Genomic DNA, 19,256 nt, shown 5'->3' with positions numbered 1-19,256 from the left:
TGATTTCCAATGGGGTGTCGTTTAGCCTGCGCGATCGTCCACGCCCCGGTGCATGCCAAGCAGTTCGTCCATCGCGCGGGCGACATTTTCCAGGGTATAGGGCTTCTGCACCACGGTGCGGCCACGATGGTCCTCGGGAAGCTGGGCCTGCTCGCCATAGCCCGTCGCGAACAGGAAAGGCACGCCGAGGCCCATCAGCCTGTCGGCGATGGCGAAGCTGGTACGGTCCCCCAGGTTGATGTCGAGCATGGCGACAGTCGGGCGGGCCGCATCGATGCTGTCGAGCGCTGCCTCCACCGTCGCGGCGGTCGATACGCTGCCAGCGCCGAGCCGGCCGGCGATATCCTCGGCATCGAGCGCGATGATCAGGCTGTCCTCGACCAGCAACAGATCCTGCCCCTCGAGCACCCGATGCGGCGGCTGCTGCGGATGGCCGATGGCCGGACGCGGGAAACGAATCGCAGGGCCGGCAAAGGTCTTGGGTTCCGATACGTGGCGCGCCGGAATACGAAAACGGGCCTCGACACCGCCTGGCTTGTATTCGATGCCAGCCGCGCCGCCGAGGTCGTAAGGTACCGACCGGTCGATGATCGTCGTGCCGAAGCCCTTGCGGGCGGGCGGCTGGACCGGTGGTCCACCGGACTCGCTCCACAGGAGCACGAGATCGCCCGTCTCGTTGCGATGCCAGGTGATCCGCACCTCGCCGCCCCGCACCGACAGGCTGCCATATTTGGTCGAGTTGGTGACGAGTTCGTGCACCACCAGCGCCATGGTCGAATAGGCCTGGGGATTGAGCAGGACCGGATCGCCCTGCGAGATCACCCGTTCGCGTTCGTCGACAAAGGCGGCGGCCTCGGCATCGATCAGCGCCTGCATCGGGGCCGGGCCCCAATGATCGTCGGTGATCTGGTTGTGCGCACGGGCAAGTGCGTGGATTCGCCCATCGACCACGCGGACGAAATCCTTCACCGCGTCGTCGGTCGGCTGCGACTGGCGGATCAGCCCGCGAATGACCCCCAATATGTTGCGCACGCGGTGATTGAGCTCTGCGATCAGCAATTCCTGCCGTGCACCCGCCTGCTGGCGCTCGGCCGATGCCTCGTCGGCGAGCCGCAGCACGACCTCGATCAGGGTCGCGCGCAGGGTCTCGGCGACACGAAGTTCCGACCCGGTGAAGGGTTGCGAGCGGCCCTCGACCAGTTCCTTCCATTCGGCGAAGCTTTCACGCGGGGTGAGCCGCGGGCCGTTCGGTCCATAGTCGACCGGCTTGTGCGGATCGCCGGCCCAGCGCACCGACCGGATCAGCTCGGACCGGAACAGGACGACATAGTCGCGCGGCGCGCGCGAGATCGGGATCGCGAGCATGCCCGCCGCGGCCGATGCGAATGCCTCGGCGCCCGGCATGATCGAGGCGATGCGATCGGTCGCGAAAACCTTGCCGGCGGCGGTGCCGTTCAGGGCGCGAATGATCTTGCGGAACGCCTCGGCCGGCGGGGTGGTGCCGGAAAAGGCGTAATTGCCGGAAATCCAGACGCCGACGCCGTCAGCCGGAATCGCGTTAGTCAGGATGTCGCCGAGCCAGTCCGGATCCTTGAGCAGCGTCTCGTCCGAGGCAACCGCGCCGAGCAGTTGATCCGAGATGTCGCGCGCGCGCCGCTCGAACTCGACCGTCTCCTGCCGCTCGCGGCTTTCGAGGCGCATCGAGAACATCTGGGCAAACAGCTCGCTGACCGAGCGGCGCTCGAAACTGGGGCAGTGGGCGGAATAATGATGGCAGGCGAAAAGTCCCCAGAGGCGGCCGTCGACGATGATCGAGATCGACATGGACGCGCCCACGCCCATGTTCCGAAGATATTCGATATGGATCGGCGACACCGAACGCAGCACCGACAGCGACAGGTCGAGCGGCTTCCCGACTTCGTCGAGCGCCGGCACGATCGGGACCGGCACGGCATTGACGTCAGTGATGACGCGCAACAGGTTGCGCTTGTACAGCGCGCGCGCCTGGACCGGGATGTCGCTCGCCGGATACCGCAGGCCAAGGAACTTGCCGATGCCGGGCTTGCATGCCTCCGCGACCACCTCGCCCGAATCGTCGGGCGCGAAACGATAGACCATGACCCGGTCGAAGCCGATCAGCGCGCGGACCTGGCGGGCCCCTTCACGGAAGAAGCTCATCGAATCCGGAGCCTGGTCGAGCCGGCTGATCATCGAGCGGACCATCCCGGTGGCATCGCCATGCTCGCCCGAGGCCGGTTCGGCCTCGATCACGATCTGGCTGCCGGAGAAATGAACCGCGATGTCGAAGGTCGGTGCGCCCTCCACGACAGGACAATCGAACAGCCGTTCGACCGCATCCGGGCCGCGCAGCATTGCGGTACGGTTGCGCAGTTCGTGGACGGTCCTGGCCGGGAAGAGATCACGCAGCGGCTGGCCGATCACCTCCTGGGGTGTGCGACCGATGAAGTCGGCCGTGTTCGCTGACGCCCGCGCGACGATCCAGTCAGCGGTCAGCGCGAGCAGGAACCCGATCGGCTGGATCGAGCCCAGGATATGGATTGGCTCACGATCACAATTGGTGAGATCGACACGCCCGATACCGTCCGCCAAGATCAGTTCATCCCCAGACAGCGTCGCCCACTGCGCTCGAATAGCATGAACACCTCGCAGGCTGCCTTGATCGCGATCTGGATTTCCCCGTCGCTGCGGAGACGCACGGCCAGCAGGTCGAGCAGCCGTCGCCACGCGAGCGAATTGCCCGCGCCGAGAAAGGTGGCGGGCAAAGACGGCGACACCGACCTTTTCAGCAACGCACCGCCCAGACGGGAGCCTTCGAGCACGTACACCGCGCCGAGGATCGCGGCTTCGCCGACGAATTCGGGCCTTTCTTCAGCAGCGGGTTCAGCCAGCCCCATTGCCGCGAGATCGTCGAGCAGAAGATGCACGCGCCGCCGCTCCGGCCAGTCGGCCAGGACCGACGCCACACCGCCGCCATCGAGCGCCCGCTCCACCGGGATATGGGCGGCAGCCTGCGCGCGAAGGAAGCGGCCATAGTCCCGCTCCTCGGCCAGGTTCATCGTCGAGAAGATCGCGTCGACCCGCTGGTGGTGCTCCGCCGTCGCCATACGCAGGGCGGCCCTGATTCCATTCTGATGCTTCATTACGGGAAATAATGATGCAGCGGCGACAAAGTTCAATCGAGTCGCTCGTGCGTCGTGAACCACGCCCGCCGGATCACGGATTTCTCGTGATCGAGCCCGCTGCTAGGGTGTCACCGGACGAGCGAAGGACCCGTGCGATTCGATGACCGGTGTTTCCCATCATGGCGCGCTGGAGCGCATGGCACGGCATCGCCATGCCGGGGGCTATGTCGCGCTGGTGCTCGCCGGGGGTTATATCGAGGCAGGGGACCGGGGACGGATGCAGGTCGAGGCTGGTCATGCGGTGATCCACGGGGCGCATGAATCGCATCAGGACGCATTCTCCAACGCCGGCGCCACCGTGCTCAACCTGCCGCTGCCGGCAACCGGGACCGAGGCGACGCTGGGCCTGGTCGACGATCCCGATGCGGTCGCCCAGCTTGCCGAACGAGACCCGCGCGCCGCCGCCGAATTGCTGCACGCCCTGTTCAGGCCTTCCTCCGCGCGCCTGTCCGACTGGCCGGACCTGCTCGCGGCGGCGCTTGCGACCGGGCCCGACCGCCATCTCGCCGACTGGGCCGACAGCATGGGCATCGCGCCCGAAACGCTCAGCCGGGGATTCCGCCGCGCCTATGGGACGAGCCCGAAACGCTATCGCCTCGAACAACGCACGCTGCGCGCCGCACGATTGCTGCCCGGCTGGCACGGATCGATCGCCGCGCTCGCCGCCGAGACAGGCTTCGCCGACCAGTCGCACCTGACCCATGCCATCGTCTCGCTTACCGGAAGCACGCCGAACCGCCTGAAGATCAAGTCCGTACAAGAGGCGGCGCGCCTGCGCCGCTAGTCACGGGGCATGCATCGCCGATCCTTCATCGCCAGCGCGCTGACCGCGCTTCTCGTCTCCACCATTACCCCGCCCGCGTTCGGCCAGGGCAGGGTCAACCGAACGCAATGGAAGGTGCGCTCGTCCGAAGGACTCGACGCCATCGCCTTTCTCGGGCCGCTGTCGGGCACGAAACTCTACACCGATATCTACGGACAGGATGTCGCCGCCTTCGCGCCGAAGCTGCCCGACGCGGTACGAAACGACATTCCCAAATTATGGGCTGCAGCGGGCAAGGAAGGTTTCGGCTTGCTCGGCCCGACCCTTTCAGTGCTGTTCTCCGCCAACGGCAATGACGCGACGATCGGGACGCTGCTGACCGCGCTGCGATCGCGCACCGATCTGATCCTGCCGAGCTACAAGGCAAGCCCCTATTGGGACGCCGGGAACTGGGCGTGGTTCGACGCCGCCGCGCCGCGGCTCGACTCGATCTTCAGCGCGATGCACGACGCGGGCTTCGCGGCATTCCGCGCCGACCGCATCGGCGCCGATCTTGACACGCGGATCGCCGACATGGCCCGCGCCCTGAAGGGTTTCGACGTGATCTCGCTTCAGGAAAAGCTCACCGGACGGACCTTCGATCCCGAGATCCAGATCGTCCTGCTGCATTTCTGCAAGCCGCACGGCATCAAGGTGCAGGGGCAGATGTTCCTCCAGTCGGCTGAATACGATACCGCCACCACGGTGCGAATCGCCGCGCACGAAATGCTCCACCCACCCGTGAAGATGGACGGTCCGGCGGCCACCGCCGCGCTTGCGATCTTCGCCCGCGACCCGCTGATCGTGAAGATCGTGCGCGAGCATGATCCGCGCTGGGGCTACACCACGCTGGAAGGCATGCTAAACGAAGACCTTGCCCAGGCGCTCGACCAGCTGATCAGCGAGGCACTTGGCGTCGCGCGCAACCCGGCCGACCGCTGGCGCAAATCGGACGACGGCATGCACGTCCTGGCGGCCGGTCTCTACGGGATGCTCCGGCAGGACCGCTGGGTCCAGACCGGCGGATCGATCGAGCAATGGCTCGCCGACGCGGCGGCCGGGGGCAGGCTGGCGCCCGCGACATTCCATCCCGTCGCCGCGCGCGTGCTGGAACGCCCGGTCGACGCGCTCTGGCCGCTGCCGCCGGAAACCAGGGCATAGAGTCTGTTTCAGCGATGCTGAAACGGTGGCGGTGCCAGCCCGCTCCCCCACCCGGCCACCCAACGGCAGTATTCCATGGGTGGCCGGGTGGGGGAGCGGGCTGGCACCGATTCAGCGACGCTGAAAACGACTCCAGACGACCGGCTCCATCAGAAGCCGATCGTCGCCATGCCGCCCGGCTTCGCCGCCAGTTCAGCCTCGAGCCGGGCGAGCAGATCCCCGGTGGAGAACGGCCCGGCCACCTTCACCTGCCGCGCGACGACCGCGAAGTCGCCGGGTGTCAGCGCGCCGAGCCGGGCGAGACCGGCGGGCGCCGCGCAGCCGAAGAAGCGCTCGAACGCATGCGCCGCCGACTCGGCCGACAGCGGATTCAGCGCCAGCTTGAAGGTGAAGCGCCGGAGCGCCGCCGGATCGAGCCGCCGCTGGTCGTTGGTCGCGGCGAACACCGGCAACGGGTGACGGTCGAGCCAGGTCAGCAGCTCGTTCACCTGAGTCACCTCCCAGCTTGTCCGCGCGGTCTGCCGGTCGAACAGCAGCGAATCAGCCTCGTCGAAGAACAGCACGCTGCCCTCCGCCGCGGCATCGCGAAACGCTGCCGCGATGTTCGCCTCGGTCTCGCCGATCCATTTCGACAGAAGGTCGGACGCGCGCCGCGTCGCGAGCGGCCGGCCGAGCCGTTCAGCCACCTCGCCCGCGAGTTGCGTCTTGCCGGTGCCCGGCGGGCCCGCCAGCAGCACCGAGAAGGCGAGCGGCGCGCCCGGGCGGGTCAACCGCTCGACCAGTCCCGCAATGGGCGTGTCGCATTCGAACAGCGACAGGTCGATGCGCGCCGGCGCGTCCGCCACGGTGACCGCCTGCCCCCGGAGCGACCCGACCAGTGCCCGCGCCACACGCTCGTCGTCGCCGGAAGCGGCACCGGCGATCCGCGCGGCGCGCAGGGCGACGCGCGCGACGCTGGGCGTTTCCGGCGCCTGCCGCGCGAGCGCCGACAGGTCGTCGCCGATCGCGCTGTCCTCCATCGAGGCCATGCGCGCCAGCACCCGGTCGCGCTCGCGCCCGCGCGGATGATCGAGCTTCAGCACGAAGCTCATCCGGCGAAGATAGGCCGAATCGACATTGTCGATCGCATTGCTCGTCCAGATGACCGGCACGCCGTTCGTCTCCAGCATGCGGTTGACGAAGATCTTCGACCCGGCGCGGTTGGCGAAGCGCTTGCCGCCATCGACCTTGTTCGCGTCGCCTATCAAATCCTCGAGCTCGTCGAACAGCAGCAGCGCGCGATCGTCGCGCTGGAGCGCCCGCTGCGCACGGAGCAACGCAGCCACGCGCTCGTGCCGGCGCGGCTCGGTGCCGTCGCTGTCGGCCTCGCCGACCGCGTACAATGCAGCGCCGACATGCGCGGCGAGCGCACGGGCAAGCTCGGTCTTGCCGACGCCAGGCGGCCCGTGGAGCAGCACGTTGATGCCGCAGGCGCGCGACTCTACCGCCCCGGCGAGCAGCCGCGCGACGAAATCGACGTCACCCCGCATCGCCGGGAAATCGGCGAGCGCCAGCGCCGCCCGCTGCCTTTTGCCGGCCAGTGCCTCGATCAGCCGTTCGGGATCGTGCCCCCCGCGGGCGAGCAGGCTTTCGAACCACCAGCTCGCATCGAACGACACCCCGCCGCCATGCGCCATGTCGACCTCGAACAAGCCGAGCTGCACCGCCATGCTGGTGCGCGCCACCGTGCCGGCATGGACCGCGTCGGCGCCCGCCAGCATGCCCGCGACCCGCGCGAGATCCTCATGCGCCATCTCGAGCGCCCAGCGCAGCCGCGCGATCCGGGGATGGAAGGACACAGCGAGCCCCGCCTCAAGCACCGCCCGGTCCTGATCGCCCAGGCTCAGCACCGTGGCGATGTTCTCCGCCGCCCCGGCCAGCTCGGCCGGCAGCGGGTCCTCCGCCATGTCGGCGAGCATCGTCGCCAGCTTCGCCCAGCTGATCTTGCGCGCCTCTCCCCTGGGCGCCCCCGTCTTCGCGCGGCCCTTCGGCCCCGGCCAGAAGACCGCCCTGTTCTCTTCCACCCATTCGAGCAGCGCCTGGCCGGCGCGCCCATCCTTCGTCAAAGTCGCGCGCAGCATCGTTGCCAGTCGCCGCGACGTCACCGTCGTGCCCATTGTCTCATCCGTCTTGCCGCGCGCGGACGCAGCTATGGCGTCGGGTTGCGGACTCTATGGTTTTTGGGATTGAACATGCCGGGTCCGACGACCCGGCCGGGCGCGACTAGCGCTTCGGCGAGGTCCGGACGGCGGCGGGCTCAAGCCCGAATATGATTGCCGTGGCGAACATGTCAGCCTTCCTGCACCCCGACATTGGGGCGGGTGGCGCACTAGGCGCGCGCTTGGGGTTAGTCAAGCTTGGGATCGGGGTCGCGCCGGGCGCCGTCGAGCGTGCGGTCGAGCCGCGCCTGCTCGTCCCGGGCCGCCCGCTTGTCCTGGCCGGAGCGGCCGAACTGAACGCGATTGGCCGAGGCCGCCGCATCCTTCGTCGCACGGGCCCGGGCCTTGCGGGCGATACGGAGGTTGATGATCTCGGCCATGGGTTTGAGATACACGCAAACCCAATGGCCTCACAATTCCTCCCTCGCGCAACTGTCAGGAGATACACACATCTCGCGTGAGTGCCTTAAATCCTTCTCCCCCTATGGGAGTTTTGCCAAGCGACGGGTCGAAATGCCCCCGGGCATTTCTAAAACATGCCGGGGGCATGTTTTACCCGACGATCGGCAAAACTGGTGGCCGAGCGCAGCGAGGTCGGATGAGGGAGAGTGAGGTTCGGGACACTGGTCAACGAGTGTCCCCCTCACCCTTCCCATCGCGAGAGCGATGGGGCCCTTCCCTCTCCCACAGGGGGAGAGGGAGAAAGAGAGCCTTGCGATGTGTGAAGCGCTTAGTTTCGGGGAGGGGGAGGATTTTGTGTCACGCCGCCGCCAGCAGGTTTTCCGCACCGCCGAGATCGACCGAGACCAGGCGGCTCACGCCCTGCTCAATCATCGTCACGCCGAACAGCCGGTGCATCCGGCTCATCGTCACCGCATTGTGGGTGACGATGAGATAGCGGGTCGCGGTTTCCCGCGTCATCGCGTCGAGCAGGTCGCAGAAACGCTCGATATTGGCGTCGTCGAGCGGCGCGTCGACTTCGTCGAGCACGCAGATCGGCGCCGGATTGGTGAGGAACAGGCCGAAGATCAGCGCGACGGCGGTCAGCGCCTGCTCTCCGCCCGACAACAGGGTTAGCGACTGGAGCTTCTTGCCCGGCGGCTGCGCCATGATCTCAAGCCCCGCCTCAAGCGGATCGTCCGAATCGATCAGTTCGAGATGCGCCTGGCCGCCGTTGAACAGGGTCGTGAACAGCCGGCGGAAATGCCCGTCGACCGCCTCGAACGCGGCGAGCAGGCGCTGGCGCCCCTCGCGGTTCAGCGTGCCGATCGACCCGCGCAGCCGGTTGACCGCGAGACCCAGTTCCTCCCGCTCAGTAGCGTTACCGACGCTCGCCGCTTCGAGTTCGGCCAGTTCGGTCTCGGCGACGAGATTGACCGGTCCGATACGCTCGCGATCGACCAGCAACTTGTCGTGCGTCGTGGATTCCTCCTGCGGCGGACCAACCTTGTCGGCCTCGAAACCGACCCGCTCAGGCAGCAGGACCGAGGGGCACTGGAAGCGCTCGCCCGACAAACGGTTCATCTCGAGCCGACGAGTCTCCTGATTCTCCGCACGCGCCGCGGCGCCCGCTCGTGCCTCGCGCGCTTCGGCCAGGGTCTCGCTCGCCGCCCGGGCAGCTTCCTCCGTCAGGCGCAGCGCGACCTCGGCCTCGCGCTCGGCCACCATCGCTGTCTCCGCCTCGGCGCGGGCGGTGCCATGGGCGGCCTCTAGCGCCGCGATCTCGGCGGCGAGCACGGCCGGCTTCCCGGCAAGGTCAGCCGCTTCCTGCGCCAGATCGGCCTCGCGCTTGTCCATCTCGGCGATTCGCCGCGCCGCCTCGCCCGCGCGGTTCTTCCAGCCCTTGCTCTCGGCGGTACCAGCGGCGAGCCGCTCCCGATCCTGCCCGATCGCGCGATCGAGCGCTGTCCGCTCGGCGCGGGCGGTGGCGACGGTGATACGCCTGGCCTCAGCCTCGGACGACAGCACCGCAACCCGTTCGCGCGTGGCGCTGCCGTCAGGGAGCGCTGCCTTGACCTCGACCGCGCGCGCGACCTCGCCCTGCGCCTCCTCATGCTCGGCAACGATACGATGCCGACGGGTATCGAGATCGGCGCGCTGCGCCTCGATCCGCTCGATCTGGGCAGCGGCGCGATCCTCGGCGCGTGCCGAGTCACGCGCATTGGTCTCGGCACCTTCGAGCAGGCGGCGGGCATCGACCGCGGCGCGGCGCGCCTCGGCGATCGCTTCGTCGATCCGCGTAAGCTCGGCATCGCACGCATCAACCGCGCGAACCGCCGCCGGCCGCGCCGCCTCGATCGCGCGCAACCGGTTCATCCGTTCGAGCCGTGCAGCCGCCTCCGCGCCGCCCGATTTCGCGACATAGCCGTCCCAGCGGCGAAGCAGGCCAGCGGTGGTGACCAGACGCTGGCCGACGGCGAGGGGCTGGCCAGCATCGCTGTCGGCAACGAAGATCTGCGCCAACCGACGCGCAAGCGCCGCCGGCGCCGTGACATGCGCCGCCAGCGCGACCGTGCCCGTCGGACCGGAAGGATCGCCCGGCGCGGGCGCGGCGCCGGCCCAGAAACGCTCGGCAGTGGCATCGAGCCCTGCTTCGAGATCGTCTCCCAGCGCGGCCGCCAGCGCGCGTTCATACCCCGGATCGGCGCGAAGCTGGTCGAGCAGGCGATCCTTGCCATCGCGCCGCGTCGCCTTGGCCAGAGCCGCCGCCTCGCTGTCAAGCGCACTCAATTCGGCGTGAGCGCCGGCCCGCGCCGACTGCGCCCGGTCGCGCGATCCGATCGCCTCACGCTCGCTCGCGTCGGCACGGGCGAGCCCGGTACGCGCCGATTCGGCATGGCGCAGCGCCTGCGCGCGCGCCTCGGCCGCCTTGTTCTTCTCCGCGACAAGCGGCGCCGGATCGCCAAGGGCTTTCGCCTCCGCCGTCACCCGCGCCAGATCGCGCTCGCTTCGGTCGGCGCGGGTGCGCGCGGCAGCCAGCGCCGCCTCGGCCACGCGCGCATCGGCCGCCTCGCTTGCCTGGGCCGCGAGCGCCTGGGCCAGGGCGACCTCCGCATCCCGCGCAGCGCGCTCGGCCTCGGCAAGCGCGGCATCGAGCTGCGGCGACCGCACCGCGGCGCCGGCGATGCGCCCCTCAAGCTCCTTCGCCTCATCGGCAAACCGGGCGATCGCCTCTGCCGCGTCGCTGGCGAGCGAGCCCTCGCGCACCCGATCCTCGGTCAGGCGCGCGCGGCTATCGGCGAGATCGGACAAACGCCGTTCGGTCGCGGCAAGCTCGGTACGGAGTGTCGCAAGCCGATGCCCGGCCTCGCTGGCCCGGTCCCGCGCTGCCTGCGCTGCGGCGCGGGCGGAAGCCAGCTTTTCAGTCGCTTCGTTCTGATAGGCTGCGGCGCCGCGCTGCGCCTCGGCAGCCTCGGCGACGCGGGTCTCGGCCGCCGCCGCCTCGGCCTTCGCGGTGTCGGCGGCGGTCGACGCCTCGCGCCAGCGGGCGAAGATCATGCGCGCCTCCGCCACCCGGATCTGGTCTGACAACAGGCGATAGCGCTCGGCCTGACGCGCCTGACGCTTCAGCGCGGCGGCGCGCGCGTCCTGGTCGGCGATCACCTCGTCGAGGCGGGTCAGGTTCGCCTCGGTCGCGCGGAGCTTCTGCTCGGCATCCTTGCGGCGGACATGAAGGCCGGCGATCCCCGCCGCTTCCTCGAGCATCGCGCGGCGCTCGGCCGGCTTGGCGGCGATCACCGCGCTGATCCGGCCCTGGCTGACCAGGGCCGGACTGTGCGCGCCGGTCGCCGCATCGGCGAACAGCAGGGCGACATCCTTGGCGCGCACGTCGCGTCCGTCGATCCGGTAGGCCGAGCCGGCCCCGCGCTCGATCCGGCGGACGACCTCGGTCTCCTCCCCGGTGATCTCGGTCAGGATCGAGACCTCGGCGAAATCGCGCGCAGGGCGAGTCGAGGTGCCGGCGAAGATGACGTCGTCCATGCCGGCGCCACGCAGCGACCGGGCCGAGGTTTCGCCCATCGTCCAGCGCAGCGCCTCCAGAAGGTTGGACTTGCCGCAGCCATTGGGGCCGACGATGCCGGTCAGCCCCGGTTCGATGCGCAGATCCGCCGGGTCGACGAAGCTCTTGAAGCCCGTGAGCCTGAGCCGTTTGATCTGCACCCGGCGGTTACCCCCTGCCCCGCCCCGCCGTTACAGCGCGCCCGCTGTCTTTAGCGCGGGCTGGAGCGATTTCCAGTCGGCCACATTCGGCACCACATCGCCATTGACGATAAAGGTCGGCGTGCCCTGGATCTTGAATTGCTGGTTCGCCGCGTCGGTGTTCTTCGCGATCTCCTCAAGCATCTTCGGGTCGGCGAGGCACTGACGTGCCTTGGCGTCGGGCACGCCGCGCTGCTTCACGAAATCGATATAGCCGTAGAATTGCGCGAGATAGGTCACGATCTGGGCCGGCGGCGCGTTCTGCAGCCGGGCCTGGTCCGACTCGGGAATCTTCTCCGTCTTGCCGATCAGCTGTTGCTGCGAGAGCATCATCTGCTCGAGCATCGGGAAGAATTGCGCCGGCTCGACGCAGTGGCCGAGCAGCATCGGGCCGATATCGGCCTCGGCGTGGATCGGATAGTCGCGGAATTCATAGGAGAGCTTGCCCGAGGCGATCGGGCCGCTCTTCAGCGCGGGGAAACCCTCCGCATCGAAGGCAGCGCAATGCGGGCAGGTGCGCGAGCCATATTCGATCAGCTTCACCGCCGCATTAGGATTGCCCATGCGATAGCCGCCCTCGGGCGTCTTGGAGACGGTGTCGACCCAGCTCTTACCCGCGGGCGCCGCGACGGTCGCGGCCGGAGCGGCCGCAGGCACGGTGCTGTTGCCGCCGGTGCCGCCCGAGCCGCAGCCAGCGAGGATCAGGGCCGGCAGAGCGGCATAGGCGATGCTGAATCTCATTGGTCTCTCCGTGTTGAAATTGCTTGAATCACTTGGCACCGGCCGCGCGGAGGCTCTTTTCCAGCACGGCCCATTCAGTGGTCTCGATCGTCTTGCCATTGAGCTCGAATGCCGGCGTACCCTTGATCTTCGCCCAGGCGCCATCGGCATTCTTCACCACCACCGCCAGTTCGGCTGGATCGTTAAGGCAGGCCTCGATCGCCGCATCGTTCATTCCCCGGCCGCGCATGATGTCGCTCAGGCCCGATCCGTCGGCCATGGCGCGAAGCTGCGCCGGCTGGGGATAGGCAGCGATTCGCGCGCCATTGACCGATTCGAAGCGGCCACCGCGCGTCACCCAGTCCTCCTGGACCGCGAAGATCGCATCGGTGGTGGCGAAAAACCCCTTCGGGCCGGTGCACCGCGCGAGCAGGGCGGCCGTGAGATCGAGCTTGTCGCGGATAGCATTGCGCAGTTCGACGCTGGTCGAGCCGGAACGCACCATCTGCCCGCGCAGCACGTCCCGCGATTCCGACAGGAAGTGGCCGCAATGCGGGCAGGTGTAGCTGATATATTCGACCAGCTTCACCTTCGCCCTGGGATTGCCGATGACATAGCTGCCGTTCGGCGCCTTGCTCACGGTCGTGCTCCAGTCGTGGCCCTGGGCCGTGGCGATCGAGCCGAACCCGACGAGCGCAAGCAGGGCAGGCAATAGATAGCGCATCATTCCCCCATCGATCCTTCCGTTCATTCTTCCGCCTGCCCGATCACCGGCGGGCCGCGCGTCGCCGCGACGCCCGCCGCCAGCGCCTCGAGCACCGCCTTCAATTCAGGGTCTGCGATGGTGCGCAGGCTTGCGCCGAGCTCGACCGGCACCGGTCGGAGCGAAGGCGGCGCTGCGCGCGGGCGCGGCGGCGCGACGTCCCCCTGGCGGATGTTCACCCGGGCGATGGCGCCATAGCCGAAGAAGCGGTTGACCCGCTCGACGATCTCAGGCGCGATATGCTGCATCATCGTCGCATGGGCGCCGCGCACCACCAGGTTGAGCGTGCCGCCGGTGCGCTCGCCCTGCGGAAACTTGATCGATTCGGGCGCAGATACCCCGGCATAGCGAGTGCCGACGATCTCGGGCCAGCGGCTGACGATCGCACTCTGCACGAAACCGAATTTGCGAAAAGCGGCGCGGCCGATATCGGGCAGGAGCTCCGAAACGGCGCGCGCGCGGCCGCCGCGCGGTTTTTCCGCCTTGGGCTCCGGCCTGGGAGCGGGTACGCCACGCTTGCTCATTGTCACGTCCATGCCATAGCGATGCCGTGCCCGCCAAGCTCCCTTCCGACATCGCCGGCTCGCTGCTCGACTGGTATGACCGCCATGCCCGCGATCTGCCGTGGCGCAGCCCGCCCGGCGCACCGCGGGCCGAGCCGTATCGGGTATGGCTGTCGGAGATCATGCTTCAGCAGACGACGGTCGCGACGGTACGGCCGCGCTTCGAGGAATTCGTCGCGCGCTGGCCCGATGTCGAGTCGCTCGCACGGGCAAGCGACGCCGATCTGATGGCCGCCTGGGCCGGGCTCGGCTATTATGCCCGGGCGCGGAACCTGATCGCCTGCGCACGGGCCGTCACCGCCGATGGCGGGCGCTTTCCCGGGACCGAGGAAGGCTTGCGCCGCCTGCCCGGCGTCGGCGCCTATACCGCCGCCGCGATCGCTGCGATCGCCTTCGGGGAACGCGCGGTGGTGGTGGACGCCAATGTCGCGCGAGTCGTCGCCCGGCTGTTCGCGATTCCCGAGCCGCTTCCGGCGGCGATGCCCGCCATCCGCGCCGCGACCGAATCGGTCACCCCCGACGCCCGTGCCGGCGATTTCGCCCAGGCGATGATGGATCTCGGCTCAGCGATCTGCACGCCGCGCAATCCGAGCTGCCTGCTCTGCCCGCTCGCCACCGCATGCCGCGCCTTCGCGTCGGGCGATCCGGAACGCTTTCCGGACAAGAAGGCCAAGGCAGCCAAGCCGCAGCGCTACGGCACGATCTTCTGGGCCGAGCGGGAGGGTCGGGTGCTGCTGGTCCGGCGACCACCAAAGGGCCTGCTCGGCGGGATGCGCGCGCTGCCGACCGGGCCATGGGTCGCGGCCCCGCCCGGCCTCGACGAACAGCCGCTGGCCGCCGACTGGACGATGCTCGACGAGACGGTCGTCCATGTCTTCACGCATTTCCGGCTCGAACTCGCGCTTGCGGTCGGGCGGGCCGAGGCGCATTCGAATGCCGGCGAATGGTGGCCGGCAGCCGATATCGAGTCGGCGGGGCTGCCGACGGTCTTCGCCAAGGCGGCGGCTGCGATCAGGAGAGCGGAATGAGATTTCGGGCATTGGCATCGGGAAGCGCACTCATTGCATTGCTGGCCGGCGGCGCGCTTGCCTATGGAACGGCACCGCAGGCTCAGCTCGCCGCTCCGGCCAGCCGGCCAGCCCTGCCCGCCACTCAGGCATTGTTCGATTCCTATGTCGCGACCAACAAGATGCCCGGCATCGTCGGCGCATTCGGCAGTGGCGATCTGCCCACAATATTCGTCAGCGCGGGACGCATCGCCGACGAGCCGACCGCTGCCGCGGCGGGACCGGACAGCCTGTGGCGCGTCTATTCGATGACCAAGCCGGTCACCGGCATGGCAGCGATGATCCTGGTCGAGGAAGGCAAGATCAAGCTCGACCAGCCGATCAGCGATTTCATCCCCGCCTTCAAGAACATGCGAGTCCAGATCAACCCGGATTCGCTTGAAACGCGGGCGGCGGCACGGCCGATCACGGTCCGCAACCTGCTGACCCATACAGCCGGGCTCGGTTACAGCATCGTCACCAAGGGGCCGCTGCTCGCCGAATATAACCGGCTCGGGCTCACCCCCGGCGCCATCAACGCTCAGCTTGAGATTCTGGCGCGCATGACCAGGCCGCCGACGCTCGAGGCATTCGCCAACCGGGTCGCCGAAGCGCCGCTGATCGCCGACCCGGGGACGAAATGGAGCTATTCGATCGGCCTCGACGTGATGGGCCGGGTGATCGAGGTGGCAAGCGGCATGCCCTTCGACACATTCGTGCAGAAACGGATCTTCGACCCGCTCAAGATGACGTCGAGCTACTGGACGGTGCCGCGCAGCGAGATCGGGCAGTTCGCCACCAACTATGCCTTCCAGCGCGAGGCAACGGTCCAGCTCGCCGCGGGGCGGCCGGTCGATGTGTCGACCATCGACGAGAAGGCCCGCACGCCGATCGACCCCGCCGCGAGCTCGGTCTGGCTGTCGCCCCCCAGCTTTCCCTATGGCGGCGCCGGGCTGGTGATGTCCGCGCGCGACTATGACCGGTTCCTCCATGCGTTGCAGGATGGCGGGACGCTCGACGGCGTCCGCGTGATGAAGCCGGAGACAGCCGCGCTGATGATGTCCAACCTCCTGCCGCCGGGCGTCACCTACACCCAGACGCAGGTCGGCGCCGGTCCCGGCCCCAAGACCGGCTTCGGCGCCGGTGGATCGGTCTTTCTCGAAGACAAGCCGGGCGGACCGTCCAAGGGCACCTATGGCTGGGGCGGTGCGGCGGGGACGGCCGCTTGGGTCGATCCCGCGCGGCGCAGGCGCGGGGCGATCATGGTCAATTATTTCCCGGGCGACAAATGGCCGATCCGCGAAGAAACCGTGGCCGCGCTGATGAGCGATATCGCCCACTACAAGTGAGTTCCCCCTTATGATTGCACCAGGCTTCACCGGCGGCATGCTCGACCGGGCCGATCCGCTTCGCCAGGACCCGGAAGCGCTCGCTGCGGCGATGGGCGACTGGCGCGCCCGACTGCTCGTGCTGGACAATTTCGAACCCGAGCTGGATGGCGAGGGCAGGCTCGTCTGGACCACCCTCGCCGACGCGCCGGAGGGATCGGACCTGTTGTTGCTTGGGCTCGACAACGGCAAGCCCTGCTTCGCCGCGCTCACGCCCGGGATGCAGCCGCCGGAAGGCCGGCCCATGCGGATGTTCGGCCTGCTCGACCGCTTCGCGCCGGGCGAGGCGGCGACCTATGCCGGCGCGCGCAGCCTGCTCGACTGGCATACGCGGCACCGTTTCTGCGCCAATTGCGGTGCGGGGAGCGAAATCAATCGCGCCGGCTGGGGCAGGAAATGCCCCCGGTGCCATGCCGAGCATTTCCCGCGCGTCGAACCGGTGGTGATCATGATCGCCGAACATGACGGCCGCGCACTGCTGGGCCGCCAGCCGGCCTGGCCGCCGGGACGCTATTCGGCGCTGGCTGGGTTTCTGGAGCTTGGCGAATCGATCGAGGAAGCGGTCGCGCGCGAGATCAAGGAAGAGGCGGGCGTCGAAGTCACCGATGTCCGCTACATCGCAAGCCAGCCCTGGCCCTTCCCGTCCTCGCTGATGATCGCCTGTATCGGCATGGCGAAAGACGACACGCTGACGATCGACAAGCATGAGCTTGAGGACGCGATCTGGGTGTCGCGCGAGGAGGTGCGCGCCGTGCTGCGCGGCGAGCCGGGCCAATTCCTCCCGCCCCCGCCCTATGCCATCGCCTTCACCCTCCTGACGGAATGGGCGAACTCTCAGGTCGGATAGACATTCAGAACCAGCCCGTCGGCGGTGCAAGATGGTTCGCGCGGAGACGCAGAGGACGCCAAGAAGGTTGGGCCAGCGGCTCCGGCAGTTTGCGATGACGAGCATGTCCAAAAACAGGCGGTTTACCGGCGAACGATGCTCAGTCCGGAAATGAACTCCGCGGTCTCTGCGCCCTCCGCGCGAATCCTCCTCTTGGCTGTAACCGTGCCAATAAGCTGAATGTCGATCCGCTCTCGGCGCCCGGCTCCTCTCCGGGCTTTGAGCCACGCGGCCGCAGACCGGCCCATGCCATTCAAAACGGGCATGGCGGTAGGGGCGACGAGCGAGCCCGCGCGTCGGAGAAAGAACCGTCCCGCAGAAAAGACCGTTGATCGGGACAGGCCCATTTGAGCGTCGAGCGGCCTACAAGGCTAGCGTGCCCTCGCGCAACTGGTGATCGCGCTCCGCAAGCTCGGCGTCGCTGGATGGGAACAGCAACGCCATGCCGTCGCTGGCAGCTTTCTCCTGTACCGCCTCGACGAACGGGCGCAGCTTGTCGTGATACTCCCGGAAGGCGGTGGCGTGATCGACGCCATGGCGCTGCAGGGCATCCGCTACCCGCCCGGCACCGATGATCGCCATCGAGCCACCCATGCCGGCGACCGGCGATACGCAATATCCCGCATCCCCCACCAGCGCGACCCGACCGTTCGACCATGCCGGCATCCTGATCTGGTTCACCTTGTCGAAATAGAAGTCGTCATCGGCGTCCACATGCTCGAGCATGGCTGGGACCTTCCAGCCGAGGCCGTCGAAATGATCATGAATCATCCGACGCTGCTGCGCCCGATCGCGATGGCCATAGTCGACCTCGCCATCGGCACGGAAGGCGAAGGCAATGTCGGTCTGGTCCTCATAACCGTTCAACATCGCCGTCCGGCCGGGCACGCTGAAGATCTGCGTCAGGTTGGCGGGCAGCAAATCCGTGGTCGGCACGACCTTGATGTAGAAATAGCCTCCCATGAAATAGGAGAAATCCTCGCCCGGGCCAAAGGCCAGTCGCCTGGTGTTCGACCGCATGCCATCGCACCCGAACACCAGCGCATAGTCGGCTCGCGACCCGTCACGGAACGTCACCGCCACGCCGTCCGGCATCTCCTCAAGCTGAGCGATCGATTGTTCGAACAGGATTTCGATCGCGCCCTCGACTGAAGCAAACAGAATCGCCAGCAGATCGTCGCGGTGGATCTCGTATCGCTCGTCCACGGCAGCAGCCGCGTCGGGATAGCCGTCAAATGTCCCAACCGTGGCGTCGCCGGCGTCCTTGAACTCGAGCCCGCGCGGGGGAAGCGCCTTGGCGCGGACCGCATCGATCATCCCCATGCGGGTGAGCATGTCGATCGTCTCGCCTTCGATGTCGACGGGCGTTCCGCCTTTGCGAAGGCCGCTCGCGACCTCCACGACAGTCACCCGGTACCCGAGCCTGTTCATCCAATAGGCGGTGGCGAGGCCGGCAAAGCTTGCTCCGCTCACCAGCACCGCGGCGCCAGCCCGGTGGACGGGTTGCTCGACGGGATATGGTTGCTCAGTCATAAGGTCCTTGGTGCGCTGGTGCATCATCGATAGACGCAGTATTTATATACTGAGTATAGGATTCAATAAGGCTTGATGGACACGACGCCCGACCGACGGACCCGCAAGAGGATGGCCACCCGCCAGAGCATATCGGATACGGCGACCCGCCTGTTTCTCGAGCGAGGCTTCGACCGGGTGACGGTCGATGAGATCGCCGAGGCCGCCGACGTCGGACGGATGACCGTCTTCAATCACTTCCCGCGCAAGGAGGATATGTTCTTCGACCGGGAGCAGGAGATACAGGATGTCGCTTTCACGGCCGTGCGGATGCGGGACACCGGCGTCACACCGATCGATGCCTTGGGGTTTCTCGCGCATCGCCTCATCGAGCAGGAAGATTCGCTCATCCCGCTGTTCGAGGGAGCGTACAGGTTCGTCGAAACCGTGCTGGCGAGCGAAGCGCTGAAAGCGCGGGCGCGACAAATGCGGGACGACTTCACCAACGCGCTGGCGGCGGTTCTTGCTGAAACCGTTGGCTCGCCAACGGACGACCCGCATGCCCACCTCGCCGCCGGTCTTATCGCATCAACCTGGAGCATGGCCTTTACGGAAGCGCAGAAGATATTCGATCGCACCCGGGACGAGAGCGAAGCACGGCGCAGCTTCCTCGGGCTGATCGACCGGGGAATCGCCGGCACCTCGGCCGCGCTGGCGGGCACGCCCTACGCCTGATCTAGCAGATCCGGGGCTCGCTTGGTCCCGAACGTTTCCGACAACGATCGTGCGGGCAAAGCGGGCCGACGGGAATCGG

General features: G+C 67.8%; 15 protein-coding genes. 6 read left to right on the top strand and 9 right to left on the bottom strand.

What is annotated here, in order from left to right; all coding sequences use genetic code 11:
- Positions 1 to 21: 21 nt before the first annotated feature.
- Positions 22 to 2,610, bottom strand: a complete 2,589-nt coding sequence (locus NDN01_RS23410; RefSeq protein ID WP_272624565.1) for an HWE histidine kinase domain-containing protein — start codon at positions 2,608 to 2,610, stop codon at positions 22 to 24.
- A 2-nt stretch (positions 2,611 to 2,612) separates the two neighbouring features.
- A complete protein-coding gene (locus NDN01_RS23405; RefSeq protein WP_272624563.1) occupies positions 2,613 to 3,125 on the bottom strand; it encodes a biliverdin-producing heme oxygenase in 513 nt (170 codons plus the stop codon).
- 178 nt (positions 3,126 to 3,303) lie between these two features.
- Between NDN01_RS23405 and NDN01_RS23400 the strand changes: the two genes are divergently transcribed.
- Both NDN01_RS23400 and NDN01_RS23395 read left to right on the top strand, forming a co-directional pair.
- Positions 3,304 to 3,987, top strand: a complete 684-nt coding sequence (locus NDN01_RS23400; RefSeq protein WP_272624561.1) for a helix-turn-helix transcriptional regulator — start codon at positions 3,304 to 3,306, stop codon at positions 3,985 to 3,987.
- Positions 3,988 to 3,996: 9 nt separating this feature from the next.
- Positions 3,997 to 5,166 (top strand): hypothetical protein, encoded by a 1,170-nt coding sequence (locus tag NDN01_RS23395; protein WP_272624559.1) that lies wholly within the window; start codon positions 3,997 to 3,999, stop codon positions 5,164 to 5,166.
- Between the two features lie 149 nt (positions 5,167 to 5,315).
- Here the strand turns inward: NDN01_RS23395 and NDN01_RS23390 are convergent, their stop codons facing one another.
- The 6 genes from NDN01_RS23390 to NDN01_RS23365 form a co-directional block, all read right to left on the bottom strand.
- Positions 5,316 to 7,322 carry an AAA family ATPase gene (locus NDN01_RS23390; protein ID WP_272624557.1) on the bottom strand — a complete coding sequence of 669 codons (2,007 nt, stop codon included), beginning with the start codon at positions 7,320 to 7,322 and terminating at the stop codon, positions 5,316 to 5,318.
- A 230-nt stretch (positions 7,323 to 7,552) separates the two neighbouring features.
- Positions 7,553 to 7,759, bottom strand: a complete 207-nt coding sequence (locus NDN01_RS23385; RefSeq protein ID WP_336298326.1) for a DUF4169 family protein — start codon at positions 7,757 to 7,759, stop codon at positions 7,553 to 7,555.
- 364 nt (positions 7,760 to 8,123) lie between these two features.
- Positions 8,124 to 11,525 carry a chromosome segregation protein SMC gene (gene smc, locus NDN01_RS23380; protein WP_272624555.1) on the bottom strand — a complete coding sequence of 1,134 codons (3,402 nt, stop codon included), beginning with the start codon at positions 11,523 to 11,525 and terminating at the stop codon, positions 8,124 to 8,126.
- Positions 11,526 to 11,555: 30 nt separating this feature from the next.
- Entirely contained in the window at positions 11,556 to 12,305 is a 750-nt protein-coding gene (locus NDN01_RS23375) for a thioredoxin domain-containing protein (RefSeq protein ID WP_272624553.1), read from the bottom strand.
- A gap of 28 nt (positions 12,306 to 12,333) precedes the next feature.
- A complete protein-coding gene (locus NDN01_RS23370; protein WP_272624551.1) occupies positions 12,334 to 13,011 on the bottom strand; it encodes a DsbA family protein in 678 nt (225 codons plus the stop codon).
- A gap of 20 nt (positions 13,012 to 13,031) precedes the next feature.
- Complete coding sequence (locus NDN01_RS23365; RefSeq protein ID WP_443025164.1) at positions 13,032 to 13,583, bottom strand: DUF721 domain-containing protein; 552 nt, start codon at positions 13,581 to 13,583, stop codon at positions 13,032 to 13,034.
- Positions 13,584 to 13,597: 14 nt separating this feature from the next.
- On the opposite strand from NDN01_RS23365, the gene NDN01_RS23360 reads away from it, so the two are divergent.
- The 3 genes from NDN01_RS23360 to nudC are packed head-to-tail and all read left to right on the top strand — an operon-like array spanning position 13,598 to position 16,891.
- Positions 13,598 to 14,638 (top strand): A/G-specific adenine glycosylase, encoded by a 1,041-nt coding sequence (locus NDN01_RS23360; RefSeq protein ID WP_272624547.1) that lies wholly within the window; start codon positions 13,598 to 13,600, stop codon positions 14,636 to 14,638.
- Positions 14,635 to 16,005 (top strand): serine hydrolase domain-containing protein, encoded by a 1,371-nt coding sequence (locus NDN01_RS23355; protein WP_272624545.1) that lies wholly within the window; start codon positions 14,635 to 14,637, stop codon positions 16,003 to 16,005. The genes NDN01_RS23360 and NDN01_RS23355 overlap by 4 nt, the downstream gene beginning before the upstream one ends.
- Positions 16,006 to 16,015: 10 nt before the next feature.
- Positions 16,016 to 16,891, top strand: a complete 876-nt coding sequence (nudC, locus tag NDN01_RS23350; protein WP_272624543.1) for an NAD(+) diphosphatase — start codon at positions 16,016 to 16,018, stop codon at positions 16,889 to 16,891.
- 402 nt (positions 16,892 to 17,293) lie between these two features.
- Here the strand turns inward: nudC and NDN01_RS23345 are convergent, their stop codons facing one another.
- Positions 17,294 to 18,463, bottom strand: a complete 1,170-nt coding sequence (locus NDN01_RS23345) for an FAD-dependent monooxygenase (RefSeq protein ID WP_272624541.1) — start codon at positions 18,461 to 18,463, stop codon at positions 17,294 to 17,296.
- A gap of 75 nt (positions 18,464 to 18,538) precedes the next feature.
- Between NDN01_RS23345 and NDN01_RS23340 the strand changes: the two genes are divergently transcribed.
- The gene (locus tag NDN01_RS23340; RefSeq protein WP_272628379.1) at positions 18,539 to 19,177 is read left to right on the top strand and encodes a TetR/AcrR family transcriptional regulator; all 639 of its coding nucleotides are present in this window, start codon (positions 18,539 to 18,541) and stop codon (positions 19,175 to 19,177) included.
- Positions 19,178 to 19,256 lie beyond the last annotated feature (79 nt).

The sequence above is a fragment of the Sphingomonas sp. QA11 genome, assembly GCF_028473665.1.
Classification (GTDB): Bacteria; Pseudomonadota; Alphaproteobacteria; order Sphingomonadales; family Sphingomonadaceae; genus Sphingomonas; species Sphingomonas phytovorans.
Note: the sequence above shows the minus strand (reverse complement) of the source record. Positions and strands in the feature narration are given on the sequence as shown.

Coding starts and splice junctions, on each gene's coding strand:
- nudC (WP_272624543.1), top strand. CDS start 16,016: ATGATTGCACCAGGCTTCACCGGCGGCATGCTCGACCGGGCCGATCCG.
- NDN01_RS23365 (WP_443025164.1), bottom strand. CDS start 13,583: ATGGACGTGACAATGAGCAAGCGTGGCGTACCCGCTCCCAGGCCGGAG.
- NDN01_RS23345 (WP_272624541.1), bottom strand. CDS start 18,463: ATGACTGAGCAACCATATCCCGTCGAGCAACCCGTCCACCGGGCTGGC.
- NDN01_RS23390 (WP_272624557.1), bottom strand. CDS start 7,322: ATGGGCACGACGGTGACGTCGCGGCGACTGGCAACGATGCTGCGCGCG.
- NDN01_RS23405 (WP_272624563.1), bottom strand. CDS start 3,125: ATGGCGACGGCGGAGCACCACCAGCGGGTCGACGCGATCTTCTCGACG.
- NDN01_RS23375 (WP_272624553.1), bottom strand. CDS start 12,305: ATGAGATTCAGCATCGCCTATGCCGCTCTGCCGGCCCTGATCCTCGCT.
- NDN01_RS23340 (WP_272628379.1), top strand. CDS start 18,539: ATGGACACGACGCCCGACCGACGGACCCGCAAGAGGATGGCCACCCGC.
- NDN01_RS23400 (WP_272624561.1), top strand. CDS start 3,304: ATGACCGGTGTTTCCCATCATGGCGCGCTGGAGCGCATGGCACGGCAT.
- NDN01_RS23355 (WP_272624545.1), top strand. CDS start 14,635: ATGAGATTTCGGGCATTGGCATCGGGAAGCGCACTCATTGCATTGCTG.
- NDN01_RS23395 (WP_272624559.1), top strand. CDS start 3,997: ATGCATCGCCGATCCTTCATCGCCAGCGCGCTGACCGCGCTTCTCGTC.
- NDN01_RS23370 (WP_272624551.1), bottom strand. CDS start 13,011: ATGATGCGCTATCTATTGCCTGCCCTGCTTGCGCTCGTCGGGTTCGGC.